The 23,016-nt window shown below is 31.1% G+C and carries 22 protein-coding genes, 2 pseudogenes and 1 other annotated feature; of the genes and pseudogenes, 19 read left to right on the forward strand and 5 right to left on the reverse strand.

Features of this window, described 5'->3' with window-relative positions; all coding sequences use genetic code 11:
* Positions 1-13: 13 nt before the first annotated feature.
* The 9 genes from pheA (at position 14) to WY13_RS01840 (ending at position 11,267) form a co-directional block, all read left to right on the forward strand.
* Positions 14-1,150: a prephenate dehydratase gene (pheA, locus tag WY13_RS01800; RefSeq protein WP_063554005.1), complete on the forward strand. Its 1,137-nt coding sequence runs from the start codon at positions 14-16 to the stop codon at positions 1,148-1,150.
* Positions 1,151-1,177: 27 nt separating this feature from the next.
* Complete coding sequence (aroE, locus tag WY13_RS01805; protein ID WP_063554006.1) at positions 1,178-1,993, forward strand: shikimate dehydrogenase; 816 nt, start codon at positions 1,178-1,180, stop codon at positions 1,991-1,993.
* 14 nt (positions 1,994-2,007) lie between these two features.
* Entirely contained in the window at positions 2,008-2,517 is a 510-nt protein-coding gene (locus WY13_RS01810) for a shikimate kinase (RefSeq protein ID WP_063554007.1), read from the forward strand.
* Between the two features lie 177 nt (positions 2,518-2,694).
* Positions 2,695-3,144 (forward strand): hypothetical protein, encoded by a 450-nt coding sequence (locus tag WY13_RS01815; RefSeq protein ID WP_082848346.1) that lies wholly within the window; start codon positions 2,695-2,697, stop codon positions 3,142-3,144.
* A gap of 50 nt (positions 3,145-3,194) precedes the next feature.
* Positions 3,195-3,857: a L,D-transpeptidase family protein gene (locus tag WY13_RS01820; RefSeq protein ID WP_063554030.1), complete on the forward strand. Its 663-nt coding sequence runs from the start codon at positions 3,195-3,197 to the stop codon at positions 3,855-3,857.
* Between the two features lie 94 nt (positions 3,858-3,951).
* Entirely contained in the window at positions 3,952-4,710 is a 759-nt protein-coding gene (locus WY13_RS01825; protein ID WP_063554009.1) for a YncE family protein, read from the forward strand.
* 197 nt (positions 4,711-4,907) lie between these two features.
* On the forward strand, positions 4,908-7,079 hold the full coding sequence (locus WY13_RS01830; RefSeq protein WP_063554010.1) for a heavy metal translocating P-type ATPase: 2,172 nt from the start codon (positions 4,908-4,910) through the stop codon (positions 7,077-7,079).
* Positions 7,080-7,607: 528 nt separating this feature from the next.
* Positions 7,608-9,122 (forward strand): phosphoglucomutase, encoded by a 1,515-nt coding sequence (locus WY13_RS01835; protein WP_063554011.1) that lies wholly within the window; start codon positions 7,608-7,610, stop codon positions 9,120-9,122.
* Positions 9,123-9,266: 144 nt separating this feature from the next.
* Positions 9,267-11,267 (forward strand): fructose-bisphosphatase class III, encoded by a 2,001-nt coding sequence (locus WY13_RS01840; RefSeq protein WP_063554012.1) that lies wholly within the window; start codon positions 9,267-9,269, stop codon positions 11,265-11,267.
* A 234-nt stretch (positions 11,268-11,501) separates the two neighbouring features.
* Here the strand turns inward: WY13_RS01840 and cls are convergent, their stop codons facing one another.
* Positions 11,502-12,932: a cardiolipin synthase gene (gene cls / locus WY13_RS01845; protein WP_063554013.1), complete on the reverse strand. Its 1,431-nt coding sequence runs from the start codon at positions 12,930-12,932 to the stop codon at positions 11,502-11,504.
* 209 nt (positions 12,933-13,141) lie between these two features.
* Between cls and WY13_RS01850 the strand changes: the two genes are divergently transcribed.
* The 5 genes and pseudogenes from WY13_RS01850 to WY13_RS01870 all read left to right on the forward strand — a co-directional run.
* The gene (locus tag WY13_RS01850; protein WP_063554014.1) at positions 13,142-13,537 is read left to right on the forward strand and encodes an HNH endonuclease; all 396 of its coding nucleotides are present in this window, start codon (positions 13,142-13,144) and stop codon (positions 13,535-13,537) included.
* Positions 13,538-13,759: 222 nt separating this feature from the next.
* Complete coding sequence (locus tag WY13_RS01855) at positions 13,760-13,939, forward strand: hypothetical protein (protein WP_013239540.1); 180 nt, start codon at positions 13,760-13,762, stop codon at positions 13,937-13,939.
* A gap of 136 nt (positions 13,940-14,075) precedes the next feature.
* Entirely contained in the window at positions 14,076-14,510 is a 435-nt protein-coding gene (locus tag WY13_RS01860; RefSeq protein WP_063554015.1) for a CBS domain-containing protein, read from the forward strand.
* 59 nt (positions 14,511-14,569) lie between these two features.
* Positions 14,570-14,812: a binding site (T-box leader), on the forward strand.
* 191 nt (positions 14,813-15,003) lie between these two features.
* Positions 15,004-15,525, forward strand: coding sequence for a tryptophan transporter (locus WY13_RS01865; RefSeq protein ID WP_192844972.1), 522 nt, complete (start codon positions 15,004-15,006; stop codon positions 15,523-15,525).
* Positions 15,526-16,253: 728 nt separating this feature from the next.
* A pseudogene (locus tag WY13_RS01870) lies at positions 16,254-16,685 on the forward strand (transposase); the annotation flags it as partial.
* Positions 16,686-16,885: 200 nt separating this feature from the next.
* Here WY13_RS01870 and WY13_RS01875 read toward each other — a convergent pair.
* Positions 16,886-17,053: a hypothetical protein gene (locus WY13_RS01875; RefSeq protein ID WP_156498942.1), complete on the reverse strand. Its 168-nt coding sequence runs from the start codon at positions 17,051-17,053 to the stop codon at positions 16,886-16,888.
* A 642-nt stretch (positions 17,054-17,695) separates the two neighbouring features.
* A complete protein-coding gene (locus WY13_RS20780; RefSeq protein ID WP_156498943.1) occupies positions 17,696-17,866 on the reverse strand; it encodes a hypothetical protein in 171 nt (56 codons plus the stop codon).
* A gap of 197 nt (positions 17,867-18,063) precedes the next feature.
* Between WY13_RS20780 and WY13_RS01880 the strand changes: the two genes are divergently transcribed.
* The 5 genes and pseudogenes from WY13_RS01880 to WY13_RS01895 all read left to right on the forward strand — a co-directional run bounded on the left by WY13_RS01880 (position 18,064) and on the right by WY13_RS01895 (position 20,928).
* Positions 18,064-18,912, forward strand: coding sequence for a transporter substrate-binding domain-containing protein (locus WY13_RS01880; RefSeq protein ID WP_242866302.1), 849 nt, complete (start codon positions 18,064-18,066; stop codon positions 18,910-18,912).
* A gap of 71 nt (positions 18,913-18,983) precedes the next feature.
* A complete protein-coding gene (locus WY13_RS01885) occupies positions 18,984-19,649 on the forward strand; it encodes an amino acid ABC transporter permease (protein WP_063554020.1) in 666 nt (221 codons plus the stop codon).
* Between the two features lie 25 nt (positions 19,650-19,674).
* Positions 19,675-20,409 (forward strand): amino acid ABC transporter ATP-binding protein, encoded by a 735-nt coding sequence (locus tag WY13_RS01890; RefSeq protein WP_063554021.1) that lies wholly within the window; start codon positions 19,675-19,677, stop codon positions 20,407-20,409.
* Between the two features lie 11 nt (positions 20,410-20,420).
* Positions 20,421-20,543, forward strand: coding sequence for a hypothetical protein (locus WY13_RS22015; protein WP_278321761.1), 123 nt, complete (start codon positions 20,421-20,423; stop codon positions 20,541-20,543).
* Positions 20,500-20,928, forward strand: a pseudogene (locus WY13_RS01895) (DUF1847 domain-containing protein). Before WY13_RS22015 ends, WY13_RS01895 begins: the two are co-directional and overlap by 44 nt.
* Before the next feature lie 464 nt (positions 20,929-21,392).
* On the opposite strand, the gene WY13_RS01900 reads toward WY13_RS01895, so the two are convergent.
* The gene (locus tag WY13_RS01900) at positions 21,393-21,821 is read right to left on the reverse strand and encodes a ferritin family protein (protein WP_063554022.1); all 429 of its coding nucleotides are present in this window, start codon (positions 21,819-21,821) and stop codon (positions 21,393-21,395) included.
* A 269-nt stretch (positions 21,822-22,090) separates the two neighbouring features.
* Positions 22,091-22,549: a hypothetical protein gene (locus tag WY13_RS01905; protein ID WP_063554023.1), complete on the reverse strand. Its 459-nt coding sequence runs from the start codon at positions 22,547-22,549 to the stop codon at positions 22,091-22,093.
* Positions 22,550-23,016: the final 467 nt, after the last annotated feature.

The raw sequence follows: 23,016 nt of genomic DNA on the forward strand, positions 1-23,016 counted from the left end.
TGGAGGTGATGTTTTGGAAGATTTGGAGTATTTAAGAGATGAAATAAATAAGATAGATAAAGAAATGATTGAACTTTTTGAAAAGAGGGCAAAGATATCTCGCAAAGTAGCAGAATATAAAATGGAAAATTCAATGAATATACTTGATAAGTCAAGAGAAGAAGAGGTAATAAAGGCTAACTTGAAAAATCTTAAAGATAAATCTATAAAAGATGAAGCTAAAACCTTTTTGAAGAATGTTATGGAAATAAGTAGAAACATACAAAAAAGAGAATTCAAACAATCTTCTAAAAATAGTGAAATTAAAGCTAAAGGGCAGAATAGTGATGCATTTAAAGTTGGATTTCAAGGAGTACCTGCATCTTTCAGTCATGAAGCACTGATAGAGTATTTTGGAAATAAATCAGAAGCGTTAAACTTTGAAAGCTTTAAAGATGTGTTTGAAGCTCTAAAAAATGGGACTATAAAGTATGGTGTCCTTCCTATTGAGAATTCCTCTACAGGAGGCATTCCACAAGTTTATGATCTTATAGGAGAATATGATTTTTATATAGTTGGAGAAAAATGCATTGAAGTAAATCATAATTTATTGGGAGTAAAGGGAGCGTCTGTTTGCGATATAGAAGAAGTTTATTCTCACAGCCAAGCATTTATGCAGAGCAGTAAATTTTTCGAAAAACATAAAAATTGGAGACTAATTCCTTATTTTAATACAGCTAGAAGTGCCCAATATGTAAGTGAGCAAAATGTTAAAAGTAAAGCTGCTATAGCAAGTAAAAATGCAGCAAAGCTTTATGGACTTGACATAATAGAAGAAAATATAAATTATAACAGCAATAATTACACTAGATTTATAATAATGGGAAAAGACATAAAAAGTGATAAACAATGTGACAAGATAAGTATATTGATTACTCTGCCTCATAAACCAGGAACTCTTTGTAATATTTTGAAGTATTTTCATGAAAATAATTTGAATATGACTAAAATAGAGTCAAGGCCTATAATAAATAAATCCTGGCAGTATTTCTTTTACATTGATTTTGATGGAAATATTATGAATAAAGATACTAGATATGCTTTAAAGGGTATAGAAGAAGAAAGCGTATATTTTAAACTTTTGGGGAATTACAAAGGAGATTGTTTTTAGATATTAAATAAATAGGAGGCGATTCATATGAGCAACTTGCAGGGACTTATAGGGGAAAAGTTATCACACAGTTTTTCGGCTGTAATACACAAATTGATTTTAGAAAAGCTGGGTGTAAATGGAGAATATAATTTATTTGAAATAGAACCTCAAAACTTAGGTAAAAGTATGGAAGCTTTTAAAGTTTTAGGATGCAAGGGAATAAATGTAACCATACCTTATAAAATTGCCGTTATGAACTATATGGATGATATATCAGAAGAAGCAAAGAATATAGGTGCCATAAATACTATAGAATTTAAGGAACATAGCTTAAAAGGATATAATACAGATTACTATGGCTTTGGTCTTACTTTAAAAAGGAATTATATAGATGTATTAAATAAAAATGTAGTGATACTTGGTACAGGAGGAGCATCTAAAGCTGTAGTTAGATATGTTTTAGATGAAGGTGCCTCAAATATTACCTATGTGAGCAGATATCCTGAAAAAATTAAGAAAGGTGATTTTAAAGTTATTTCTTATGAAAAACTCAGAAAAATAGAAAGTGGAGATATAATAGTGAACTGTACTCCCTGTGGTATGTACCCTAATTTAAATAATTGTCCTGTAAATAAAAAGATATTGGCCAAGTTTAATACAGCTGTGGATTTAATATATAATCCTGAATATACACTTTTTTTAAAGATGGGGAAAGAAATGGGGCTTAAAATTGCAAATGGGTTATATATGCTTGTAGCACAGGCTGTGGCAGCAGAAGAAATTTGGCACAAAAAGAATATATCTTTACAAACTATAAATGAAATATATGATGAATTAATTAAAATAGAGTACAACAAATAGGGAGGGATATAATTATGGAGACAGAGACTAAAAACATAGTTCTTATAGGTATGCCTGGATCAGGAAAAACTACTTTAGGTAATCTTTTAGCCTCTAGATTAAATAGAAAATGTATAGATTTAGATGATTATATAGAATTGGAAAACGGATGTAGTATTCCAGACATCTTTAAAAACGGCGAAGAATGTTTTAGAAAATTAGAATCAAAGGCAGTAGAGAAAGTAAGTGCAGAAAAAAATATTATAATAGCTACAGGAGGTGGGGTAATAAAAAAGAAGTGTAATATAGAAAATTTGAAAAAGAACGGAATTGTAGTTTTTATAGATAGACCTTTAGAAAATATAATTTCTGATGTTGATATATCAGGGAGACCTCTTTTAAAAAAAGGAATTAATGAAATAGAAAAAATTTATAATGAAAGATATGATATCTATAAATCATATTGTGATTTTTCAGTTTACAATATACTGAATCTTGAAGCAATAGTAGAGGATATAGTTAAATCTTTCATTGAGTACATTTAATAACATTAAAACAAATATTTGGTGTTTATATATGATTTTGTAGTAAAAAGCTGAAGGCAAATAGATTTTGTCGTCAGCTTTTTAGCATATTCTCTGTCTTGCCAATAATATTATAATATGTACGGTGTATTATATACTTAATGGTATTTTTCTATTTTAAGGTAGGAGAGGATGGCTGTGGAAAAACTAAAATCAAAGTTGAAATCTATTTTGCTTGAAATTTCTATCATAATTATAATACTTTTAATTGTTTGTGTAGCAGCATTTGTAGACATAAGGTCTAGCAGGGAGTATTCTGCGAGTAATAGTACAACTAAAGAAATGTATTTAAGTATTCAGAAAAGCCAAAATGAAATTCAAGATTTAAAAAATAACCTCCAAAAAGAGCAAAATAGTTTAGAGAAATTGAAGAGTCAGGTAGATTCTACAAAGTCTCAAGGAGAAACCAGTAAGTGGAATAATGCAGTTATAGCATATAATACTCAACTTGAGCAATATAATACAGACGTGAAAAATTATAACGATAAGTCTAAAGTATATAATCAAAGAGTGGAGCAATATAAAAAAGTGGACAAGAAAAATAAAAATATAATAGAATGGATTAAGAGTATAATTGGCATAGATTGATAAATTAATGTAAAATATAATAAAAATACTACAAAAGGTAAGTGATGATTATGAAAAAAAAGTACATAATTTTCCCATTGGTATTTCTGGTTTTTGGCACAGTTATAATAGCAACTATTTCTGGGTTATCTATAAAAAAATATATTAAGCAAAATGAATTTAAAAATATTTCAGCTAAAAATAACATAACCGAAAAAGATGTACAGGCGGAGAAAGGAAAATTGTTTTTTCAAGCTCCGAAGCAAAAACCAGAAAAAACTTCAATAAAAATTTATAAGGGAAAAAGAGCAATGGAACTCTATGGAGACAATGAATTGATTGGAAGGTTTAAAATTGGGCTTGGAAAAATTCCCTCAGGTAAAAAAGAAAAAGAAGGAGATTTAAAAACTCCAGAAGGAAGCTATTACATATGCTATATAAATCCTAAAAGTAAATATGATTATTTTTTTGGAATAAGTTATCCAAATATAGATGATGCTAAAGAAGCGTTAAATAAGAAGATCATAGGTCAAATTAATTATGACAGAATAGAATGGGCTATAAATAATAAAGAACAGCCGCCTTGGCACACTCCACTTGGAGGAGAAATAGGAATACATGGTGGTGGCTCTAAATACGATTGGACTTATGGATGCATTGCTCTATCTAATAAAGATATGGATATACTAAAAGAATATGTTGGACTTAAAACTACGGTAGAAATATATAAATAAATATATTAAAAATTGAGAATTTGTTATAAATAAGAATATATATGGTAAAAAAGGTGCAAAATAAAATAGAGAAAATATATATGAGGTGGTGCCTATGACTCATCAGAGATGGTTTAAAGTTTTTTTTATTTTATTTTTAGTAGTACTTTTTTTAAGCAGCGGATTTATAATAATGCAGTATAAATCAAATTCTATGGCTAAAGATTTGGAAGAATACAGATCCTATTATTTTGTAATTACAGGAGATAAAACCATATGTAAGATTGACACGGTTACAAATCAAATTATAAGTAAAATTAATGTGGAGGGTAAACCAGAGGATATTCAAATTTCACCGGATGGTAAAGTCCTAGTAGTAGTTGCCTCAGATTCTAAAGATGAGGATGGTACAGGATTTTTGTTATTTTATCAGATTAAGGATGATAAGCTTTTAAAAAAATTAGAGGTAGGTAAACATCCTTCAAAAATTTCATTTACTCCAGACAAAAAATATGCACTTGTAGCAAATAAAGAGAGCAATGATATATCTTTAATAGATTTTGAAAATTACACCGTACTTCAATCTATAGCTGTGGGGAGGAAACCTAAGAACTTTTGTATATCTTATGATGGAAGATACTGTTATGTGGCAAATACAGGAGAGGATACTTTAAGTGTAGTGGATATGAGAAGTTTTAAAAGTGTAAAAAAAATAAGAGTAGGTAGATATCCTACTGATGTTACTATAGATAAAGCTAATGGAAATATTATGGTAACTTTAAGCAGGGAAAAAGCTGTGGCTCTTGTAAATCCCAATACAGAAAATATTGAAAAAGTAGATTTGGATGATAAACCTACAAAAATATATAATTAAACTTGCGTTTAAAAATCTTAGGCATATGAAAAAATAACTAGTTTATTTTTTCATATGCCTTATTTGCATTGATTATTAAATGAATCAGCAGATTACGTTGGGTAGCCATCGAATAAATTTTGTTGACAAGAAGAGGGAATTAAATTATACTTAAAACATATGAACACATGTTATTAAAAACTGGGAGGTGGATTATCATGAACAATACTATGGAAGTAGAATTACAAGATAATGGAAAATTAAAAAATAATTATACTAAAAAAGAATTTATTCTCGAAGGACTTGATTGCGCACACTGTGCTGCAAAAATAGAAAACAAAATTAATGAAATGCCTGAAATAAAGAATGCTTCTGTGGATTTTTTGTCTAAAAAGCTTAAATTCGAGTTGTACGATGAAGAAAAATTTAATGACGCTGTGAAAAATATGAAGTCCATAATTAAAAGATTAGAACCAGATGTAAAAGTTATATATGAAGTTAATAAAAAATCAAGGGAAATTGAGAATTTACCTAAAGGAAAAAATAAAAAAATTGAAGATGTAATCTCAGTAGCTGGGGTTTTGATTTATATTACTGGAATAATGCTTAAATTTTCATTTGAAGTTGAATTTATACTTTTTCTTATAAGTTATATTGCTATTGGAAAGGATATACTTTTGAAAGCGGTTAAAAATATTTTCCGGGGACAGGTATTTGATGAAAATTTTTTAATGTGTATTGCAAGTATAGGAGCTTTTACAATTGGACAATTTCCTGAAGCAGTTGCTGTTATGCTTTTTTATAAAATAGGTGAATATTTTCAAGATAAGGCAGTAAATAATTCAAGAAAGTCTATAGCGGGCCTTATGGATATAAAACCTGAATTTGCAAATGTAAAGACTGAATCAGGATTAAAAAAGATGAATCCTGAAGAGGTAAATATAGGTGAGCTTATTTTAGTAAAACCAGGTGAAAAAATACCTTTGGATGGAGAAATTGTAGAAGGTAAATCTATGGTAGATACCTCTGCGTTAACTGGAGAATCTCTTCCAAAAGAAGTAGGATGCAAGGATATAGTGCTTGGTGGATATATAAATAAAAATGGAGTTTTAACTTTAAAGGTAACTAAAAGGTTTAAAGAATCTACTGTAGCTAAAATATTGGATTTGGTTGAAAATGCCAGCAGTAAAAAAGCCCCTACAGAAAATTTTATTACAAAGTTTGCTAGATATTATACACCTGTAGTTGTAGCATTTGCTGTAGGACTAGCTTTATTACCTCCATTTTTAATAGGAGGGGAAAGTTTTTCTAAATGGATTTATAGAGCTCTTGTATTTTTAGTAGTTTCCTGTCCTTGTGCACTGGTTATTTCAGTACCTCTTGGATTTTTTGGAGGAATAGGAGCAGCTTCTAAAAATGGAATTCTTGTAAAAGGCGGGAATTACCTGGAAGCCTTAAATAGCATAGATACAGTAGTCTTTGATAAGACAGGAACACTTACTAAAGGAATATTTAAAGTTACGGAAGTAAAAGCTTTTAATGGTTTTACAGATGAAGATGTTTTAAAGTATGCAGCTTTTGTAGAATCTTATTCTAATCATCCTATAGCTCTGTCTATAGTGAAACAGTATAATCAAGATATAGATAGAGATTTAATAAAGGATTATGCTGAGATTTCAGGTGAGGGTATTAAAGCAAAAGTAGATGGAAGAGAAATTATTGCAGGAAATTCCAGACTTATGGAAAAAGAAAAAATAAATTATGATATATCAGAAGTTATTGGAACTGTAATTCATGTTGCACTCGATAAAATTTACATGGGTTATATAGTAATATCTGATGAAGTAAAAGAAGATTCTAAAGATACAATTAAAATGTTAAAAGATATAGGAATAAAGAAAACAGTTATGCTCACGGGAGACAATAAAAAAATTGGAGAAGCAATAGGGTATAAATTAGGATTGGATGAGGTTCATGCACAGCTTCTTCCAGATCAAAAAGTGGAAAAATTAAATGATATAATTGCCGAAAAGTCTTCTAATAGAAAAATGATTTTTGTAGGAGATGGAATAAATGATGCTCCTGTGCTTGCAAGAGCAGATGTTGGAATTGCTATGGGCGGTATTGGTTCAGATGCTGCTATTGAAGCTGCAGACGTAGTTATTATGACAGATGAACCTTCAAAAATAGTAACTGCCATTAAAATAGCTAAGAGAACTAAAAAAATAGTGTTTCAAAATATAGTATTTGCCCTTGGAGTAAAACTGGTGATTTTAGTTCTAGGAGCTGTGGGAATAGCTAATATGTGGGAAGCAGTTTTTGGAGATGTAGGGGTAGCTCTTATAGCAGTATTAAATTCTATGAGGGCAATGAAAGTAGAAAAAGCTTAAGCATTAAAATAAACATGACTAATAGAGTTTCTAAACAAAAAATAAACTTATGCTGCGAATATTTTTACAACCACAAGTACGGTTAAATATTTTGATAAGTCTAAGTAGAAAATTTGCAAAAACCTAAGGACTTTTGAAAACTCGTACCTCAGACAATTCAAAAGTCCTAAGTTTTTTTACAAATTTTTCACTAAGACTTATATGCAAAATATTTAAATGTACTTGCTTATTGTAAAATATTTCTACGCATAAGTTTATTTTTTTAGTTAGAATGCTTGCATTCATCATGTATATTTTAGTATGCTTTAACTTTCGTATGTAAGATCAATTATAAAATGAATATAAATTGTACCTATAGGAAAACATTTATTATATAATTAATATGGAGATTCTAAGTTGAAATATACTTAAGTATATTTATGAATATAAGCTCAAATTTTACTTAGGATACATATGTGATATTTCTAACTTAAAAATTATTTTATTTAGGGATTTTACTTATAAACTTTAGAAAACAGGGGGAAGAACATGATAGAAGAATTACATAAATTGCAAAATGGTACTGATATAAGGGGAATTGCCATTGAAAATCCGGAAAAGAAAGTTAATTTGACTACTATAGAAGTAAAGGCCATAGCAGGTGGGTTTGTAAAATGGCTTAAAGACAAAAAAAATATAAAAAAACAAAAAATAAAAATTGCAGTAGGTATGGATTCCAGACTGTCAGGACCTGAAATTAAAGAAGTAATTTTAAATGAACTTGTAAGTTGGGGATGCAGTGTATATGACTGTGGACTTTGTACTACCCCAGCTATGTTTATGACTACTGTACTAGAAAATTACAGATGCGATGGATCTATTATGATAACTGCAAGCCATTTGCCTTATTATTACAATGGATTAAAGTTTTTTACTGAAAATGGTGGATGTGAAAAAGAGGATATAAAATATATATTAGATAGCGCAGAGGAGAAAGACTTAAGATATCCTTCGTATAAAGGAGAAATTTCTAAAGTTGACTTCATTGACACATATTCAAGTTTATTAGTTGAAAAAATTAGAAGAGGTATAAATTCAAATGAAAATTACGAAATGCCTCTTTCCAAGTTTGAGATTATAGTAGATGCAGGTAATGGAGCAGGGGGCTTTTTTGCAAGTAAAGTTCTAAAAAAATTAGGTGCAGAAGTTGAAGGGAGTCAGTTTATTAATCCAGATGGAAGATTTCCAAATCATATTCCTAACCCTGAAGCAAAAGAAGCTATGGATTCCATTAGAAAGGCAGTACTTGAAAATAAAGCAGATCTTGGCATAGTATTTGATGCAGATGTAGATAGGGCAGCTATTGTAGATGCTGGAGGTATGGAGATAAATAGAAATTCCCTAATAGCCTTAATATCTTCTATAATTTTAGAAGAACATCCAGGCAGCACTATAGTAACCGATTCTGTGACTTCAAATGGATTAAGTGAATTTATTGAAAATTTAGGTGGAAAACATCATAGATTCAAAAGAGGTTATAGAAATGTGATAAATGAAGGAATAAGGCTAAATGAGCAGGGCGAAAAATGCTATCTGGCTATTGAAACTTCAGGACATGCAGCACTTAGAGAAAATTACTTTTTAGATGATGGAGCTTATTTAATATCTAAAATACTAGTAAAAATGGCTAAACTTCATAAACAAGGTAAAGGTATAGAGGAGTTAATAAAAAGTCTAAAAATTTCACCTGAAAGCTTAGAGTTTAGATTTAATATTTTAAACAGTAAATTTAAAGATTACGGATATAAAATACTGGATGATTTAAAGAAGTATGTAGAAAAAATCAATGGATGGAATGAAGCACCTAATAATTATGAAGGAGTTAGGGTAAATTGTAATAAACTTAATGGAGATGGATGGTTCCTTCTCAGAATTTCCCTTCATGAACCAGTATTGTGTTTGAATATAGAGTCGGATTCAAAAGATGGAATGAAAGTGATTATGGATAATTTAAAGAATTTTTTAATAAACTATGATGAGCTTAATATTAGTAATTTTAAATAGGGAAATGTGCTATTATATGCTATACTAAATATACAATTTGTACTATACATGTTAATAATGATATACTATAATATATTATATAGTATATCATTATTGCTTTTACAAATTAAATAAATTGTATATATTAAAAAGGAGAAAATGACCATGATTTTCTATGATGAGAATGATTTAGATATAATAGAAAAAGACTTAAGATATCTTCAATTATTATCTAGAGAATATCCCACAATATCTAGTGCCAGTACGGAAATTATAAATCTTCAAGCTATATTGAATTTACCAAAAGCTACAGAACACTTTATAAGTGACATTCATGGAGAATATGAATCTTTTACTCACATGCTTAGAAATGCATCTGGTGTAATAAAGAGGAAAATTGATGATGTATTTGGAAATTCATTGAGAGAAGAGCAGAAGGCGTCACTGGCAACCCTTGTATATTACCCTGAGAGAAAAATAGAATTAATTAAGGAAAAAGAACATAATTTGGAAGAATGGTATAGGATAAGTTTATATCAATTAATCGAATTGTGTAAGAATGTATCTTCAAAGTATACTCGATCTAAAGTGAGAAAAGCACTTCCACCAGATTTTTCATATATAATAGAAGAATTACTTCATGATCAGGATGATAAGGTAGATAAACAAGCATATTATAACGGTATAATAAAAACTATAATAGATATAAATCGTGCGCCTGAATTTATTATAGCTATTTCAAATGTAATACAGAGGTTAGTTGTAGACAGGCTTCATATAATAGGAGATATATATGATAGGGGGCCAGGAGCTGAAATTATAATGGACGCTCTTATGAAACATCATTCTGTGGATATTCAATGGGGAAATCATGATATGCTCTGGATGGGAGCGGCAGCTGGCTGTGAAGCTTGTATAGCTAATGTACTTAGAATATCACTTAGATATGCTAATTTGCATACTATTGAAGATGGATATGGAATAAACTTACTTCCTCTTGCTACTTTTGCCCTTGAATTTTATAGAGATGATCCTTGTAAGAATTTTATTCCTAAGACTTTAAACAAGGATATAAGTAAAAATGAACTTAATTTACTGGCAAAAATGCACAAGGCCATAGCTATAATGCAATTCAAATTAGAGGCTGAAGTAATAAAAAGACATCCTGAATTTAAGATGGATGATAGACTTTTACTTGATAAGATAGATACAGAGAAATGGGAAATAGATATATATGATCATAATTATAAGTTAAATGATAGCAAGTTTCCTACTATAGATTGGAATGACCCATATAAACTTACAGATAGGGAACAAGAATTAATTGAAAAGTTGACTAGTTCTTTTGTAAACAGTGAGAAACTTCAAAGACATATTAAATTCTTATATGGTAAAGGGAGTATATACCTGGTATATAATTCAAATCTTTTATATCATGGGTGTATTCCATTGAATAAAGACGGTAGTTTTAGAGAAGTGAAAATAGGAAAAATAAGTTACAGTGGCAGAGAACTTTTAGATAGGTACGATCGTCTAGCGAGGGATGCTTTTTTCTTTAAAAATAATACTGCTAATAAAAAATATGGTATGGATATGATGTGGTATATGTGGTGTGGAGAGGATTCACCTGTATTTGGGAAAATTCGAATGACAACTTTTGAAAGATATTTTATTGATGATAAACTAGCACACTATGAAAAGAAAAATTATTATTACCAATATAGGGATGATGAGAATGTGTGCAAGAATATACTGGCAGAATTTAATTTGCCACCTGAAAGCTCTCACATTATAAATGGTCATATTCCAGTAAAAACTAAGGAAGGAGAAAGTCCTATAAAGGCAAATGGAAGATTACTTGTAATAGATGGAGGGTTTTGTAAGGCATATCAGCCTGAAACTGGAATAGCAGGCTATACTTTGATATATAATTCTTATGGATTGCTGCTCACTTCTCATGAACCGTTTGGTGCTATAAAAAATGCTATAGAAGAGGACAAGGATATTTTATCTTCTACGGTGATTTTGGAACACGTAACTAAGAGAAAAAGGGTAGAAGATACAGACATAGGAAAAGAGCTAAAAAAACAGATAGCTGATTTGGAAAAGCTCTTAATAGCATATAGGAAGGGATTAATTAAAGAAGATAACAATCGAATTGAATGAAATTATCAATAAGGGTCTTGTTACGCTAATTAATTAGTGCATCAGCCCTTTTGATATGTATATGTTTTTAAATAGTTGATAATTGATAGTGGAAAGTTGAAAGTTATGGATGATTTTCTTACGCTAACACTTCAGAAAATTTAAAATTAATTGTCAACTGTCTATCGTTAATTCTTAACTTTTAATCAGATTTATCTATAAAAGAGATTGCTATTGAAACTCCCCAATTATAGATTATAATAGTGAAGAAAATATTTTGCAAAAAGCTTCAAAAGATTTAGTAAAAAGAGATAAATTATCAAAGTATTTAGCACTAGCTATCTTACTGTTTTTAAGATCATTGAAAAACAAATCTTCAAGTTCCACTGTGGTATCTTCATCATATATCATTGCATTTATTTCATAATTTAATTCATAGCTTCTTATATCCATATTAGCAGTACCAATAGTACATATTTTACCATCTATAGATGTGGTCTTAGAGTGAATAAAACAATTTTTATCGTAGAAATAGACCTTAACACCACTTTTAGCTAAATCTGCTAGGTAGGTTCTTGAAGCATAGTACACCAATATATGATCATATCTTCCAGGAAATAGTATACGTACGTCTATACCGCTTAAAGAGGCTATTTTTAGTGCATTTAATATACTTTCAGTAGGTATGAAGTAAGGGGTTGTAATGTAAATATGATCCTTTGCCATACCAATCATCTTTAAAATGGCTTGTTCAATAGCAGGAAATTCAGAATCTGGACCACTTTTTACCAGCTGCATTATTTTATTGCTGCTTTTGTCTGATGAAATTTCAGGAAAAATTTCCTTAAAGTTTCCATTATAGAAGAAATATTCTTTGTTAGCAGATTTTATTGTAGCAAAGTCATCCACGAAGACTGCCTGAAGTCCCAAAACAAAATCACCTTTTACCATTATATGAGTATCTCTCCAGTATCCATATTTACTTTTTCCTATATATTCATTTCCTATATTTATGCCACCTACAAAACCTACTTTTCCATCAATAACTACTATTTTTCTGTGATTTCTATAGTTTATCTGGGTGTTTATGTACTTTAAAATTGGTGCTAGGAAGTAAGAATATTGAACGACGTTAACTCCAGCACTTTTCAAATCACTTATATACTTTTTATCAATTCCTATACAGCCTACTCTATCCAATATGAGACGTACGTCCACACCACTTAAACATTTCTTTATCAATATATCTTTTATTTCATTTCCAATTTCATCACTCTTTATTATGTAATATTCCATATGAATATGATGTTTTGCATTTAGCAATTCTCTTTTAAGATATTTGAATTTTTCAACTCCATTTTTGAATATTTTTATAGAATTGTTTGTAAACAATGGCGATTCACTGTTTTTAGAAAGAAGTTCGATTAAAGGGGCATAAGTAGTATCTTTTATATTTTTAATAGCTTCAGATATTAATTCTTTTATATTTACATTTGTTTCATTGTTAAGTTTATGTTTTTTCCAATTTCGTCCTAAAAATATGTAAGCTATTAAACCAAAAGGAGGCATAACTATAAAAATTAACAGCCATGCAATTGTTTTTTCGGGATTTTTCCTTTCCAACAGTATAACAGCTATGGACAATATGGCATTTATTATAAAAATTGAGTAAAAAATATTTCGCATAAAAAAAATGCCTCCTATTAAAGCCTATGTTTATTGGTAAATTATCTATAATAATAGTTTGATTTTTATAGGTAGATAATATACGCTTTTTATATGAAACTTATAACATTTTTATAATTTTTTATAAGTGTAATACGATAAAACCTGTGCTATAATAATAATATAAAATATAATAAAAATCCACTATAATATAATTAGGAGGGAATAAATTGTTAAAATGCCAAATATGTGGTAAACCAGCGGATAAGCATCATATAGTTTATAGATCTCAGGGAGGAGTGGATTTCCCTTTGAATTTTAAATATCTTTGTTCAGAACATCATAGAGGAAAGAGCGGACCTCACAAGAATAGAAAATTGGACTTGTTGTATAAAGTGGAAATGCAGCAAAAGCTTGAAAAATTGCTTTACAAAGAGTTTTATACGTTGGATGAATTAGTTAATCTCCTACAAATAAATAAAGGAATGTTAAAAAAACTTCTAAAGGAATATAAATTATATAAAGAAGGATACAGAAGTTTTGATGTTATATATAGATTAATGGGAAAAAAGAAATACACAGAATACATGCTTGAAGAATATTATGATTTTATAGGAAACTTTTAATAACACAGCCTTTTGAAATGAATGTTTCATACTGTTAAATATCTAGAGATAAGTGAGTAAGTATAAAAACTTATCATTTATTATAAATATAGACTTTTTTAATAAAAATTATCTCTTGATAAACACTTTATATTAACTTAAATTTTACGAAATATATTAAAAGGGATAATGGATGTAAGTCGCTTTCTAAAAAAGATTAAGTTAGATAAGGGGGTTATTAACATGAAAGAGAATATACTTATGCTGTTAACGTTGGAGGAAATAAGTAATATAACTAAGGGGCTAAAACTTACTATAGAAGCTGTAAAGAACGATAATGTTGAAATTGATGAAAAATTAGAAGATGATATAGAGGAAGTACTTAAAAAGTTACTTCAAGTAGAGGCCGAATGTTCAAGATAGTATTGTGAGGGTCAGTTATTATTTCTTCTTAAGATTAATAATTGACCTTGTAATTAAGTTCTTTGATTCTAAGATTGTGTAATTTCAAATTTAAATAGTATATTTAAAATAAAAGTATTAAGGAGTAGGAAGACATATGAATATAGCATTTTTTCTAACACCTAAAGAGGAAGTTGTTTGTGAAACTCCAAATTCAACTATGAGACAGGCACTGGAAAGAATGGAAAGACATAGATATACAGCAATTCCACTAATTGATAGCTGCGGCAAGTATGTGGGAACTTTGACAGAAGGTGATTTGTTGTGGAAACTAAAAAATACTCCAGATTTGAATTTTAAAAATACCAGTAAAGTATTGTTGAAACAAATTTCTAGGCGTATGCATAATAAACCAGTGAAAATTAATTCTAATATGGAAGACTTGGTATCACTTGCAGTAAATCAAAATTTTGTACCTGTAATAGATGATAAGGACATATTTATAGGGATCATAAAAAGAAGTGACATAATAAACTATTGTTACAGACAAATATTTAATGAAAATGCTAACTCAGCTTATGGTGCTAAATAAAAGTGAAAATACTTATTGACATGAAGGAAAATAAGTGATAACATATATTTAATTTAAGAATAAATCCTTTGACGAGGAATAGTAGCAATATTATTAAAGTTACAGAGAGTTGAGAATGGTGGGATCTCAATACTATTGTGTGTTGTGAATGGACCTAAGAGGAGTAAATTGAAATTCGCAGAGCGAAGAGTAGTGGTTAACGTATTCCATACGTTATAATGGATAGGACATGTTAGTGTCTGAAAAAGAGATACTTTTTAAAGTATAATTTAGGTGGTACCGCGGATATCTCCGTCCTAGTTTTTAGGATGGAGTTTTTTTATTTTATTAAAAAATAAAGTTGGTTAGAAAGAAGTATAGGTGGTGTATGCTATGTTGTGAAAGAAAAATAAGGAAAATTTATTTATAGATAATTACGATAATATCAGTTGTATTTTTAATTTAAAGAATATTCAAATTAGTGGAAATATTCAAATTTAATTTTAAGGAGAGTATAAATATGGACTTAAAAAAGATGATTATAAATTCTATACTACTTGCTATAGGTGCAGTGCTGCATCAGATCACACCACCGCTTATACTTGGAATGAAACCAGATCTTTCTCTTGCAATGCTCTTTATAATACTTGTGTTTAACAGGGAATATAAAACTTGTCTCTGTGCAGGTATTGTAGCAGGTATTCTGGCGGCTGCAACTACTGCTTTCCCTGGTGGACAATTTGCAAATGTAATAGATAAATTTGTAACTATAAACATAATGTTTGTACTTATAAAACCTCTTAGAGATAGGATAAACAACCAAATAACTATTCTATTAGTTACTGCTGTAGGTACAATTATAAGCGGTTCCACATTCTTGATGGTAGTATTGCTTACAGTAGGACTAAAGACAAGTTTTACAGCATTGTTCTTATCTGTAGTTTTACCTGCTGCAGTTATAAATACTATAGCAGGAGCAATTTTATTTAATATAATAAATATAGCTTTAAAAAGAGGAGCTATAAGACAAGTATAAACTAAATTAAGGGCGTAGTTCAAATATGATGGACATTTTTATTTAGAATAATATGGATGGAAAAACAGAAAATTAACCAATTGAAGAAGAAAAAATAATTTTACATTAATTTCAAACAAATTAGTTCTACTATGAAATTTAATATCTAACAAATACCCCATGGATTTCATAGTAGAAAAAACATAAAAAAAGCTCAACCTCTAAATAAAACTAAAAGTTTTAAAGGAGGTTGAACATACCATACATTATTATAATGCCATAAATAAAGATAATTATGCATCAAGTAATATAGATAAAAAAACAATTAGAAGGATTATAGTAAGTTGTGCTGTTGAATGCAAGGGAAGCATTGAAGATATTCAAGCACATCTTGAAAATATATTTGATATTCATATATCTGCAGGAAGTATCTCTAATATTTTAACTGAAGCTGCCGAGAAAGCCAAAGGATTTAACGACTTAATTCAACTTGATAGAATTAAAATTGGAGTGCAGATGTTAAGAAACATAAATTTTCCGATTTTCAAAAAATATTAAAAGCAAGCAAGTTAAAAACAATTACTATTGATATAGATAGTACTGTAGAAAATGTTGAAGGTAATCAAGAAGGAGCCATGAAAGGATACAACCCCAAGAAACATGGCAATAAACGCAATAACGCTTTGATGTCCTTTTGTTTCGAGATCAAATGCTTTGTAACAGGATTTTAAAGATTTGGTGATACATATACTTCAAATGGAACGGCAGAAATGATAAAAGAGATAATTGCTGTCTTAAAAGACGACGTCAAAGACATTGTTTTTCGTATGGATTTAGGATATTTTTCAGAGGAAATAATTGAAGTAATAGAAAGTGTTGGTTACCACTATTTAATAAAAGCAAAACATTATGGAACCTTTCCAGCTTTAGCTTATAGTAATGATAAAAAAATTGTTTGGGATAAATATGACGATGAAAAAGAGATAACTTCTAGAATTATTAAACCAGATGCATGGAATCAAGGACGAAATTTTATAATAACAAGAAAGAAAAAAGTTGAACAAAAAGTAATTCAAGAAAAAATGTTTGAGTATGACGAATATGACCATGATTTTTACGTAACTAACATGGACATTAGTGCCAATGAAGAAGTAGATTTCTATAAAAAAATGTTAGTATAATTTCTACTTAGGTCATAATTACTGCTTTATATCCCAAAACAGGTTCTAATTTATTTGGATTGTGTCTATTCCTCTTGTAGCCTGTCCTTGCTTCTATATTTTTACATGCCTTAGGACAACTATATTCTAGACTACCTTTATCACCTAAAGTAACAGCACTTGATATAACTTCTATACCATAACCTTCGGGGATAACTATATCAATTGATTGGATCTCTCAACTTTTTGCACAAGTCAGTATAATAATCAAAATTATCATAAAACTTAACCAGCTCAAGTAAAAACATAGTTGCAGGGTCATACACATTACCGCCTTCGGTCCCATAACAATCTGCAACTGCATTTCTTATAAAAGAAAAATCTATCAAAACAAATAAGAGCCTTATAGTACCCCCACATATGAAACCACCTTTATGAAACCTGATTTTTCTCTCCCTATATTCATATTGGGACAACCACCTGCTTTTATTTTTTGGGAATTCTATATCAACCTGCTGAATTATACTTTCTAAAGCACCTGCAATTTTTTCCCTAACATTACCAAACCAAAACCTATTGATTTTTTTTACTGTTTTGTTTTACCATAATATCACCTTTTTTGTGAACCCCTCGGGGTTCTTTTTTTTACCCTTTTAAAGATGACATATTTTTATAAAATTTCAAGCTGTAAATTATTGATATTTATCCATATTTTAAATTACATCAAAGAGACAAGCCCATACTCTTATGCAAGCTGCTTTATTATATTATCCACTGCTTTTTCGACTAAAGTCCTAGAGGTGGATAGGTTTATTCGTACATGGGTTCCAAAACACTCTCCTCCGAACCAGTCTCCATTTGCTTAGCTCAGCTCTTTTTCATACACGGCCTGATGGGTTGTGGGGAGAACAGAGAATGAAAAGCTGTACGTTATTGTCTGTAATTTCTTTTTCAAATTTATCAAAATCTATGGTGTATACACCGTTTGTGTTTACCAGATCGCTGCACACAAGCTTTTCTCCCATTGTTTTTTACAGCGTCCATAAAAGGATGATAATAAATCGGAGTGTCTGTACCAGTATGCCATCCTGTGGCCTTGTCATAATCTGTACAAACCAGTTTATGGCAGGCACTACTCCTGGGGCAAAACGCAGCCACTCCTGCTTTACCTTATAATTATGATATTTTTGCTCCCATTCCATAAAGACTTTCTGATAAGCATGCTTAATTATATGTACAATAGCTTATAGAAGTCAATAATGCAATTTATAGAATTTGATTATAGTTCATGCTGGACAAATTCGAAATTACTATTTTACATTTTAATTTATTATATATAAAATGTTATTTGTTAGAGAGAATATTGGGAATTATTAAATTAATGAAATGGAGGCATCTTATGAAAAAAATTGTTACATTACTTCTTTGTGCTGTAACCATGATAGCAATGTTAGCTGGATGTAGCAGCACAGGGCAAAAAAATACCGCATCAGAAAATAAAAAGGAGGACAAGACTATTAATGTTGCTACCTCTGGAGATTATCTTGGCTTTACAGTGTATAATGAATCATCAAAGACTTGGTCAGGCTTTGAGATAGACATGTGGAATGAAATTTCTAAACGTATAGGCTACAAGGTAAAATTCGTACAGGAGGATGTAGCTTCCGCCTTTGGAGATTTGGGAACAGGGCATGTGGATACGGTAGCAAAACAGATAAGTATAACACCTGCCCGTAAGGAGAAATATGACTTTACAACCCCATACTTCTTCAGCCCTTACTGCCTTATGGTAAAAGGCGATAACACCAACATAACCAGCTGGAAGGACATGGCAGGAAAGACTATAGGTCTTGCTGATGGAAGTGCAATGAATGAGTTTATCACTAAACTTGATCCTAACAACAAGGTAAAGAAAACTACATATGAATCCTTTTCTACAATTCCACAGGAGGTTGTGTCTGGACGTGTAGATGCAATGCCTTATGCATATCTGCTGATACCCTACCTGATAGAAAAAAACCCTAGCTGGAATTTAAAGGCTGTTGATATAGCGCATCCTATCTATACTGAGGTAAATGGTTACCCATTTGCACGTACGGAACGTGGTGCTAAGCTGCTCAAGCTGGTAAACGGAGCCTTAAATGACATGATTAAAGATGGAACCCACAAAAAATTGTGTGAGAAGTGGTTCAAATATGATGTTATGCAGACTGATGCTGCAAAGGATTACTACAATAAGAATAAATAAGCATATTTGTCAGGTGCCCCCATTTGAGAGACATCTGTTGTAATATAGCTTTTCAATTAAGGAGACATGTCATGGACTTTAATATTGAATATTTTTTTTCTATGTTTCCCGTTATTCTCAGGGGACTGCCTATAACTGTTGAGGTGGCAGGAGCATCACTGTTCTTTTCAGTTATGCTAGGCTTTGTAATTGCGGTCTTCCGCTATTATAACATACCTGTGCTTAAGCAGTTTTCCGATGTGTTCGTATCCTTTTTTAGAAGTACTCCATTTATTGCACAGCTGTTTGTTTTTTATTATGGTATTGCACAGGTATCAAAACTAGTAAAGAATATGCCCAGCTTCTGGGCGACAATAATAGTGCTTTCTTTGAGCTTTGCAGCCTATATGAGTGAGGATATAAGAGGAGCTATAACATCAGTCGATAAGGGTCAGTTTGAGGCTGGCATATCTATAGGGCTTAGCTCTTGGCAGACTGTATATCGTATTATTATTCCACAGGCAGTAAGAGTGGCTATACCAGGCATGATGAACAGCTTTGCAAATCTATTCAAATCTACCTCTCTTTGCTTTATTGTGGGCCTGAAGGACATGATAGCTTATTGCAAAAATGAGGCTAATGTATCCTTCCGTTATCTGGAGGGATATATGGCAGTACTGATTATATACTGGATAATACTTTCTTTCATATCCTATCTGCAGTCCAGGCTGGAGAGGCACATGAATAAAGCATATTAACAGAATAGAAAAATGAGGTAATATTATGTTAAAGATTGAAGGTTTAAAGAAAAGATTTGATTCTCTAGAGGTATTAAAGGGAATCGATTTAACTGTTGAAAAAGGACAGGTAGTAGCTATTATTGGACCCTCTGGAACAGGAAAATCTACACTGCTGCGGTGCATCAACTACCTTGAAAAGCCTACAGATGGTACTATTACTATAGGAGACGTGACTCTTAGTAGCGGGCATCATAAGCATAAGGAGATTTATGCATTAAGAAGGAAGACCGCAATGGTATTCCAGAACTATAATCTGTTTAAGAACAAAACTGCCCTTCAGAATATAATGGAGCCAATGATAAAATGCCAGGGTATGAATGTAAAGGAAGCAAAGGCTAAGGCTATGGAGATTCTGACATCTGTGGGGCTTAAAGATAAAAGGGATGTGTATCCGTCACATATGTCAGGAGGACAGCAGCAGCGTGTAGGAATAGGACGTGCCATGGCAGTAAAACCTGAGGTTATGTTGTTTGATGAGCCTACCTCCTCCCTTGATCCGGAGCTGGTAAATGAGGTGCTGGAGGTTATAAGATCCTTGGCCTCAACACATACAATGACGCTTTTAATTGTAACCCATGAGATGAGGTTTGCCAGAGAGGTGTCAGACCGTATAGTGTTTATGGAGAATGGATTTATTGTTCAGGAGGGAACCTCCGAGGAGATATTTAATAGCAGCAACCCAAGAATACAGAGGTTCGTGGGGTCTGTTTCAGTATAGGAGGAGGTATTGTGTATAGGTGTGCAGAATGTACCATTTATGTATGCAAACATGATATGATGAAGACCATGGAGGACTGTCCAAGCAAAAATGAGGAGATACAGAGGAAAGCAAAAGAAGCTATACAAGGATGAGGAGAACCATAAAATAGCCTATAATGCTGCACTTGTAGAGGCAGAGAGCTATGGACGTCTTACCCGTATGGAGGAGATAATGTTGTTCATGAACAAGGCTGGCTACAAGGAATAGGCCTTATATTCTGTATTGGTCTTTTACAGAGAAGCCAAGGAGGTTGACAGGATATTGACTCATAATGGCTTTGAGGTGGTTTCAATAATATGTAAGAATGACGATGTTCCAAAGAGCTTTATGGGAATAAAGGACGATGAAACGGTGTCAGGCTGTACAAGGAAAAGCATGTGCAACCCCATAGGACAGGCACTTCTTATGAATGAGCAGGAAACTGAGTTTAACATATTGCTTGGACTTTGTGTGGGGGCACAATACTCTGGTGATTAAATACCTGGAGAAACCCGCAGCTGTCCTTGCATTTAAGGAACGTGTAACAGGACATAACCCACTTGCAGCTATATACCTGGACAAGAAAAAGCTCTTTAAATAGCAAAATGAATAAAAGAGATACTGGACTATATTATTCCAGTATTTCTTTTGTTGTGAGCCCAGTATGGGTGATAACTCGGCGGTAAAAGTCCGCTTCTTGCAAACATAATGCTTGATTACCTTGATAAGAGGTCCTAAACTTATTATTAAAGATTCATATTTTCTATAACTTCTGACCTTGGACACTGCATATCCACAGTGACTATCTTGCGGCGTTTATCTTTTGGAAATTCTATATCAACCTGCTGAATTACACTTTCTAAAGCACCTGCAATTTATCTAAACACCTGCAATTTAGATTTTCTTTAGCTAAGCTAAAGAAAATCATCCATAACTATTAATTCTTAACTATTAATTTAATATTATTTGTTATATTTTTTTAATATTCCTTCCAGTATTCGGGCATGGCGTCCTTCATCTTTGGAAGCTGAATTGAAAAATTCTTTTGCTGCATCTATTTTTTGTTCTTCTGCTTTTAGAGCATCCTCACGTTTTGCATTGTTTGCAAAAATTTCTCCTTCTAGCATTTGCTTTATATCCTGAAAGCAATCATCTGTTATCATATTGTTCAATTCTGCACAAGTTGCAGCGTGTTCTACTTCTTCTTTTGCAAGAACTTTTAGTATTTCGGCAATATCGCCATATCCCTGCCTTTGGGCTTGACGTGCTATGGCAGTGTATAATCCTGCCTCCTTGGTTTCACCATTAAAAGTTTGCTTTACAGACCTTTCCAAATTAGTTCCCTTAGTATCTCCTAAAGTTGTTTCATAAGATAATTTTACATCTTCCATATTAATACCCTTCCTTTTTTAAAATAATTAATTTTTTCCGATCGCTACCATTGCTAAAACCCTCCATCGCACACAGCGAAAGCGACTATCACCAAATCAAAGATTTGGGATATCTGCTTTTCTATCAAAGTGGGGGATAAGCACTGCTATGCGCCTGGATAAGTTCTTCCCCTAAAGGATAACGTATTCTAAGTGCTAAAGACACTAAGAATACTGTTAATAAGGTTCAGCTGGAGAAAGCCATTCTTATAAGCAAACTCCATCTGAACCTAAGAATCACTTGATGATATATTTTTATGAGATAAATAAGATTCATGTATTTTGTCTGCTATTTCTGAATTGTCCAATTTTATATCATTTAAGTATAGGAGCACACTGCCGCTATAATCTTTTGGATTTCCAAATAAAATTACTTCGCAGGCGCTTCTTAAAATATTTATTATGCAATCTTCATCATGATATGCATTACAATTTTTACATTGATTTAGTATAAAGCCAACAGTATCTATTATAGAGGATTCATCAAAAACTTTTGTATCAAATAAAGGAATGTTTTCTATTTCATTTTCTAGAAATTGTTCGTTAGATTTAAGACAAGCAAGTAGATCTTTTTTACAATATCCTATAATGCAATTGGAAGTATCACATGTACCTCCACAATTTTCCTTTCTTAAACAACAGGTTTCTATGGATGTTATTAGGGAATTGAAATCTATATCAGTCTCCACATTATATCATCTCCTCTTATAATAATAATTATATAATATTTGTTATTGTTTGTAAAGAGATTAGCTTAAATTTTCCAAGAAACTCAAGTTAAAATATAACTTATAATAATATCTCCTCCAATGCAAATAATAAAGAAAATAATAATTTTATTTAAGAGGGAAGTATGTACGTATTAATTTTTGCTATAGGTTTCATTATAGGAATATTATTAAATATTGTAATAGAAGGTATCTCATATAATATTATTAAAAATAATAAAAAAGATAGTGTAAAGTGAGCTATGAAAAAAATAACTCTAAAAAATATGTCCATAAGAGCTTAGGTGGTTGTGAATTTTTCCTAAAATAAGGTTTGATTGTTAGAACCGCCACCCTTGACTGCATGATAAATAAATGCTCTAAAATTGCAACCGACGGCGAAGAAACTCAAAAACAGATAGAGTTCACCGTCTTGTTCACAGCATTTT

This window comes from Clostridium ljungdahlii, assembly GCF_001636845.1.
GTDB classification, from domain to species: domain Bacteria; phylum Bacillota; class Clostridia; order Clostridiales; family Clostridiaceae; genus Clostridium_B; species Clostridium_B ljungdahlii_A.

What these genes read in the sequence shown, in the direction of transcription:
- WY13_RS01830 (WP_063554010.1), top strand. Translation starts at nt 4,908, where the DNA reads ATGAACAATACTATGGAAGTAGAATTACAAGATAATGGAAAATTAAAA.
- WY13_RS01835 (WP_063554011.1), top strand. Translation starts at nt 7,608, where the DNA reads ATGATAGAAGAATTACATAAATTGCAAAATGGTACTGATATAAGGGGA.
- WY13_RS01900 (WP_063554022.1), bottom strand. Translation starts at nt 21,821, where the DNA reads ATGGAAGATGTAAAATTATCTTATGAAACAACTTTAGGAGATACTAAG.
- WY13_RS01885 (WP_063554020.1), top strand. Translation starts at nt 18,984, where the DNA reads ATGGACTTTAATATTGAATATTTTTTTTCTATGTTTCCCGTTATTCTC.
- WY13_RS01880 (WP_242866302.1), top strand. Translation starts at nt 18,064, where the DNA reads ATGAAAAAAATTGTTACATTACTTCTTTGTGCTGTAACCATGATAGCA.
- WY13_RS01855 (WP_013239540.1), top strand. Translation starts at nt 13,760, where the DNA reads ATGAAAGAGAATATACTTATGCTGTTAACGTTGGAGGAAATAAGTAAT.
- WY13_RS01810 (WP_063554007.1), top strand. Translation starts at nt 2,008, where the DNA reads ATGGAGACAGAGACTAAAAACATAGTTCTTATAGGTATGCCTGGATCA.
- WY13_RS01840 (WP_063554012.1), top strand. Translation starts at nt 9,267, where the DNA reads ATGATTTTCTATGATGAGAATGATTTAGATATAATAGAAAAAGACTTA.
- WY13_RS01825 (WP_063554009.1), top strand. Translation starts at nt 3,952, where the DNA reads ATGACTCATCAGAGATGGTTTAAAGTTTTTTTTATTTTATTTTTAGTA.
- WY13_RS01890 (WP_063554021.1), top strand. Translation starts at nt 19,675, where the DNA reads ATGTTAAAGATTGAAGGTTTAAAGAAAAGATTTGATTCTCTAGAGGTA.
- WY13_RS01820 (WP_063554030.1), top strand. Translation starts at nt 3,195, where the DNA reads ATGAAAAAAAAGTACATAATTTTCCCATTGGTATTTCTGGTTTTTGGC.
- cls (WP_063554013.1), bottom strand. Translation starts at nt 12,932, where the DNA reads ATGCGAAATATTTTTTACTCAATTTTTATAATAAATGCCATATTGTCC.
- aroE (WP_063554006.1), top strand. Translation starts at nt 1,178, where the DNA reads ATGAGCAACTTGCAGGGACTTATAGGGGAAAAGTTATCACACAGTTTT.
- WY13_RS01860 (WP_063554015.1), top strand. Translation starts at nt 14,076, where the DNA reads ATGAATATAGCATTTTTTCTAACACCTAAAGAGGAAGTTGTTTGTGAA.
- WY13_RS20780 (WP_156498943.1), bottom strand. Translation starts at nt 17,866, where the DNA reads ATGGAATGGGAGCAAAAATATCATAATTATAAGGTAAAGCAGGAGTGG.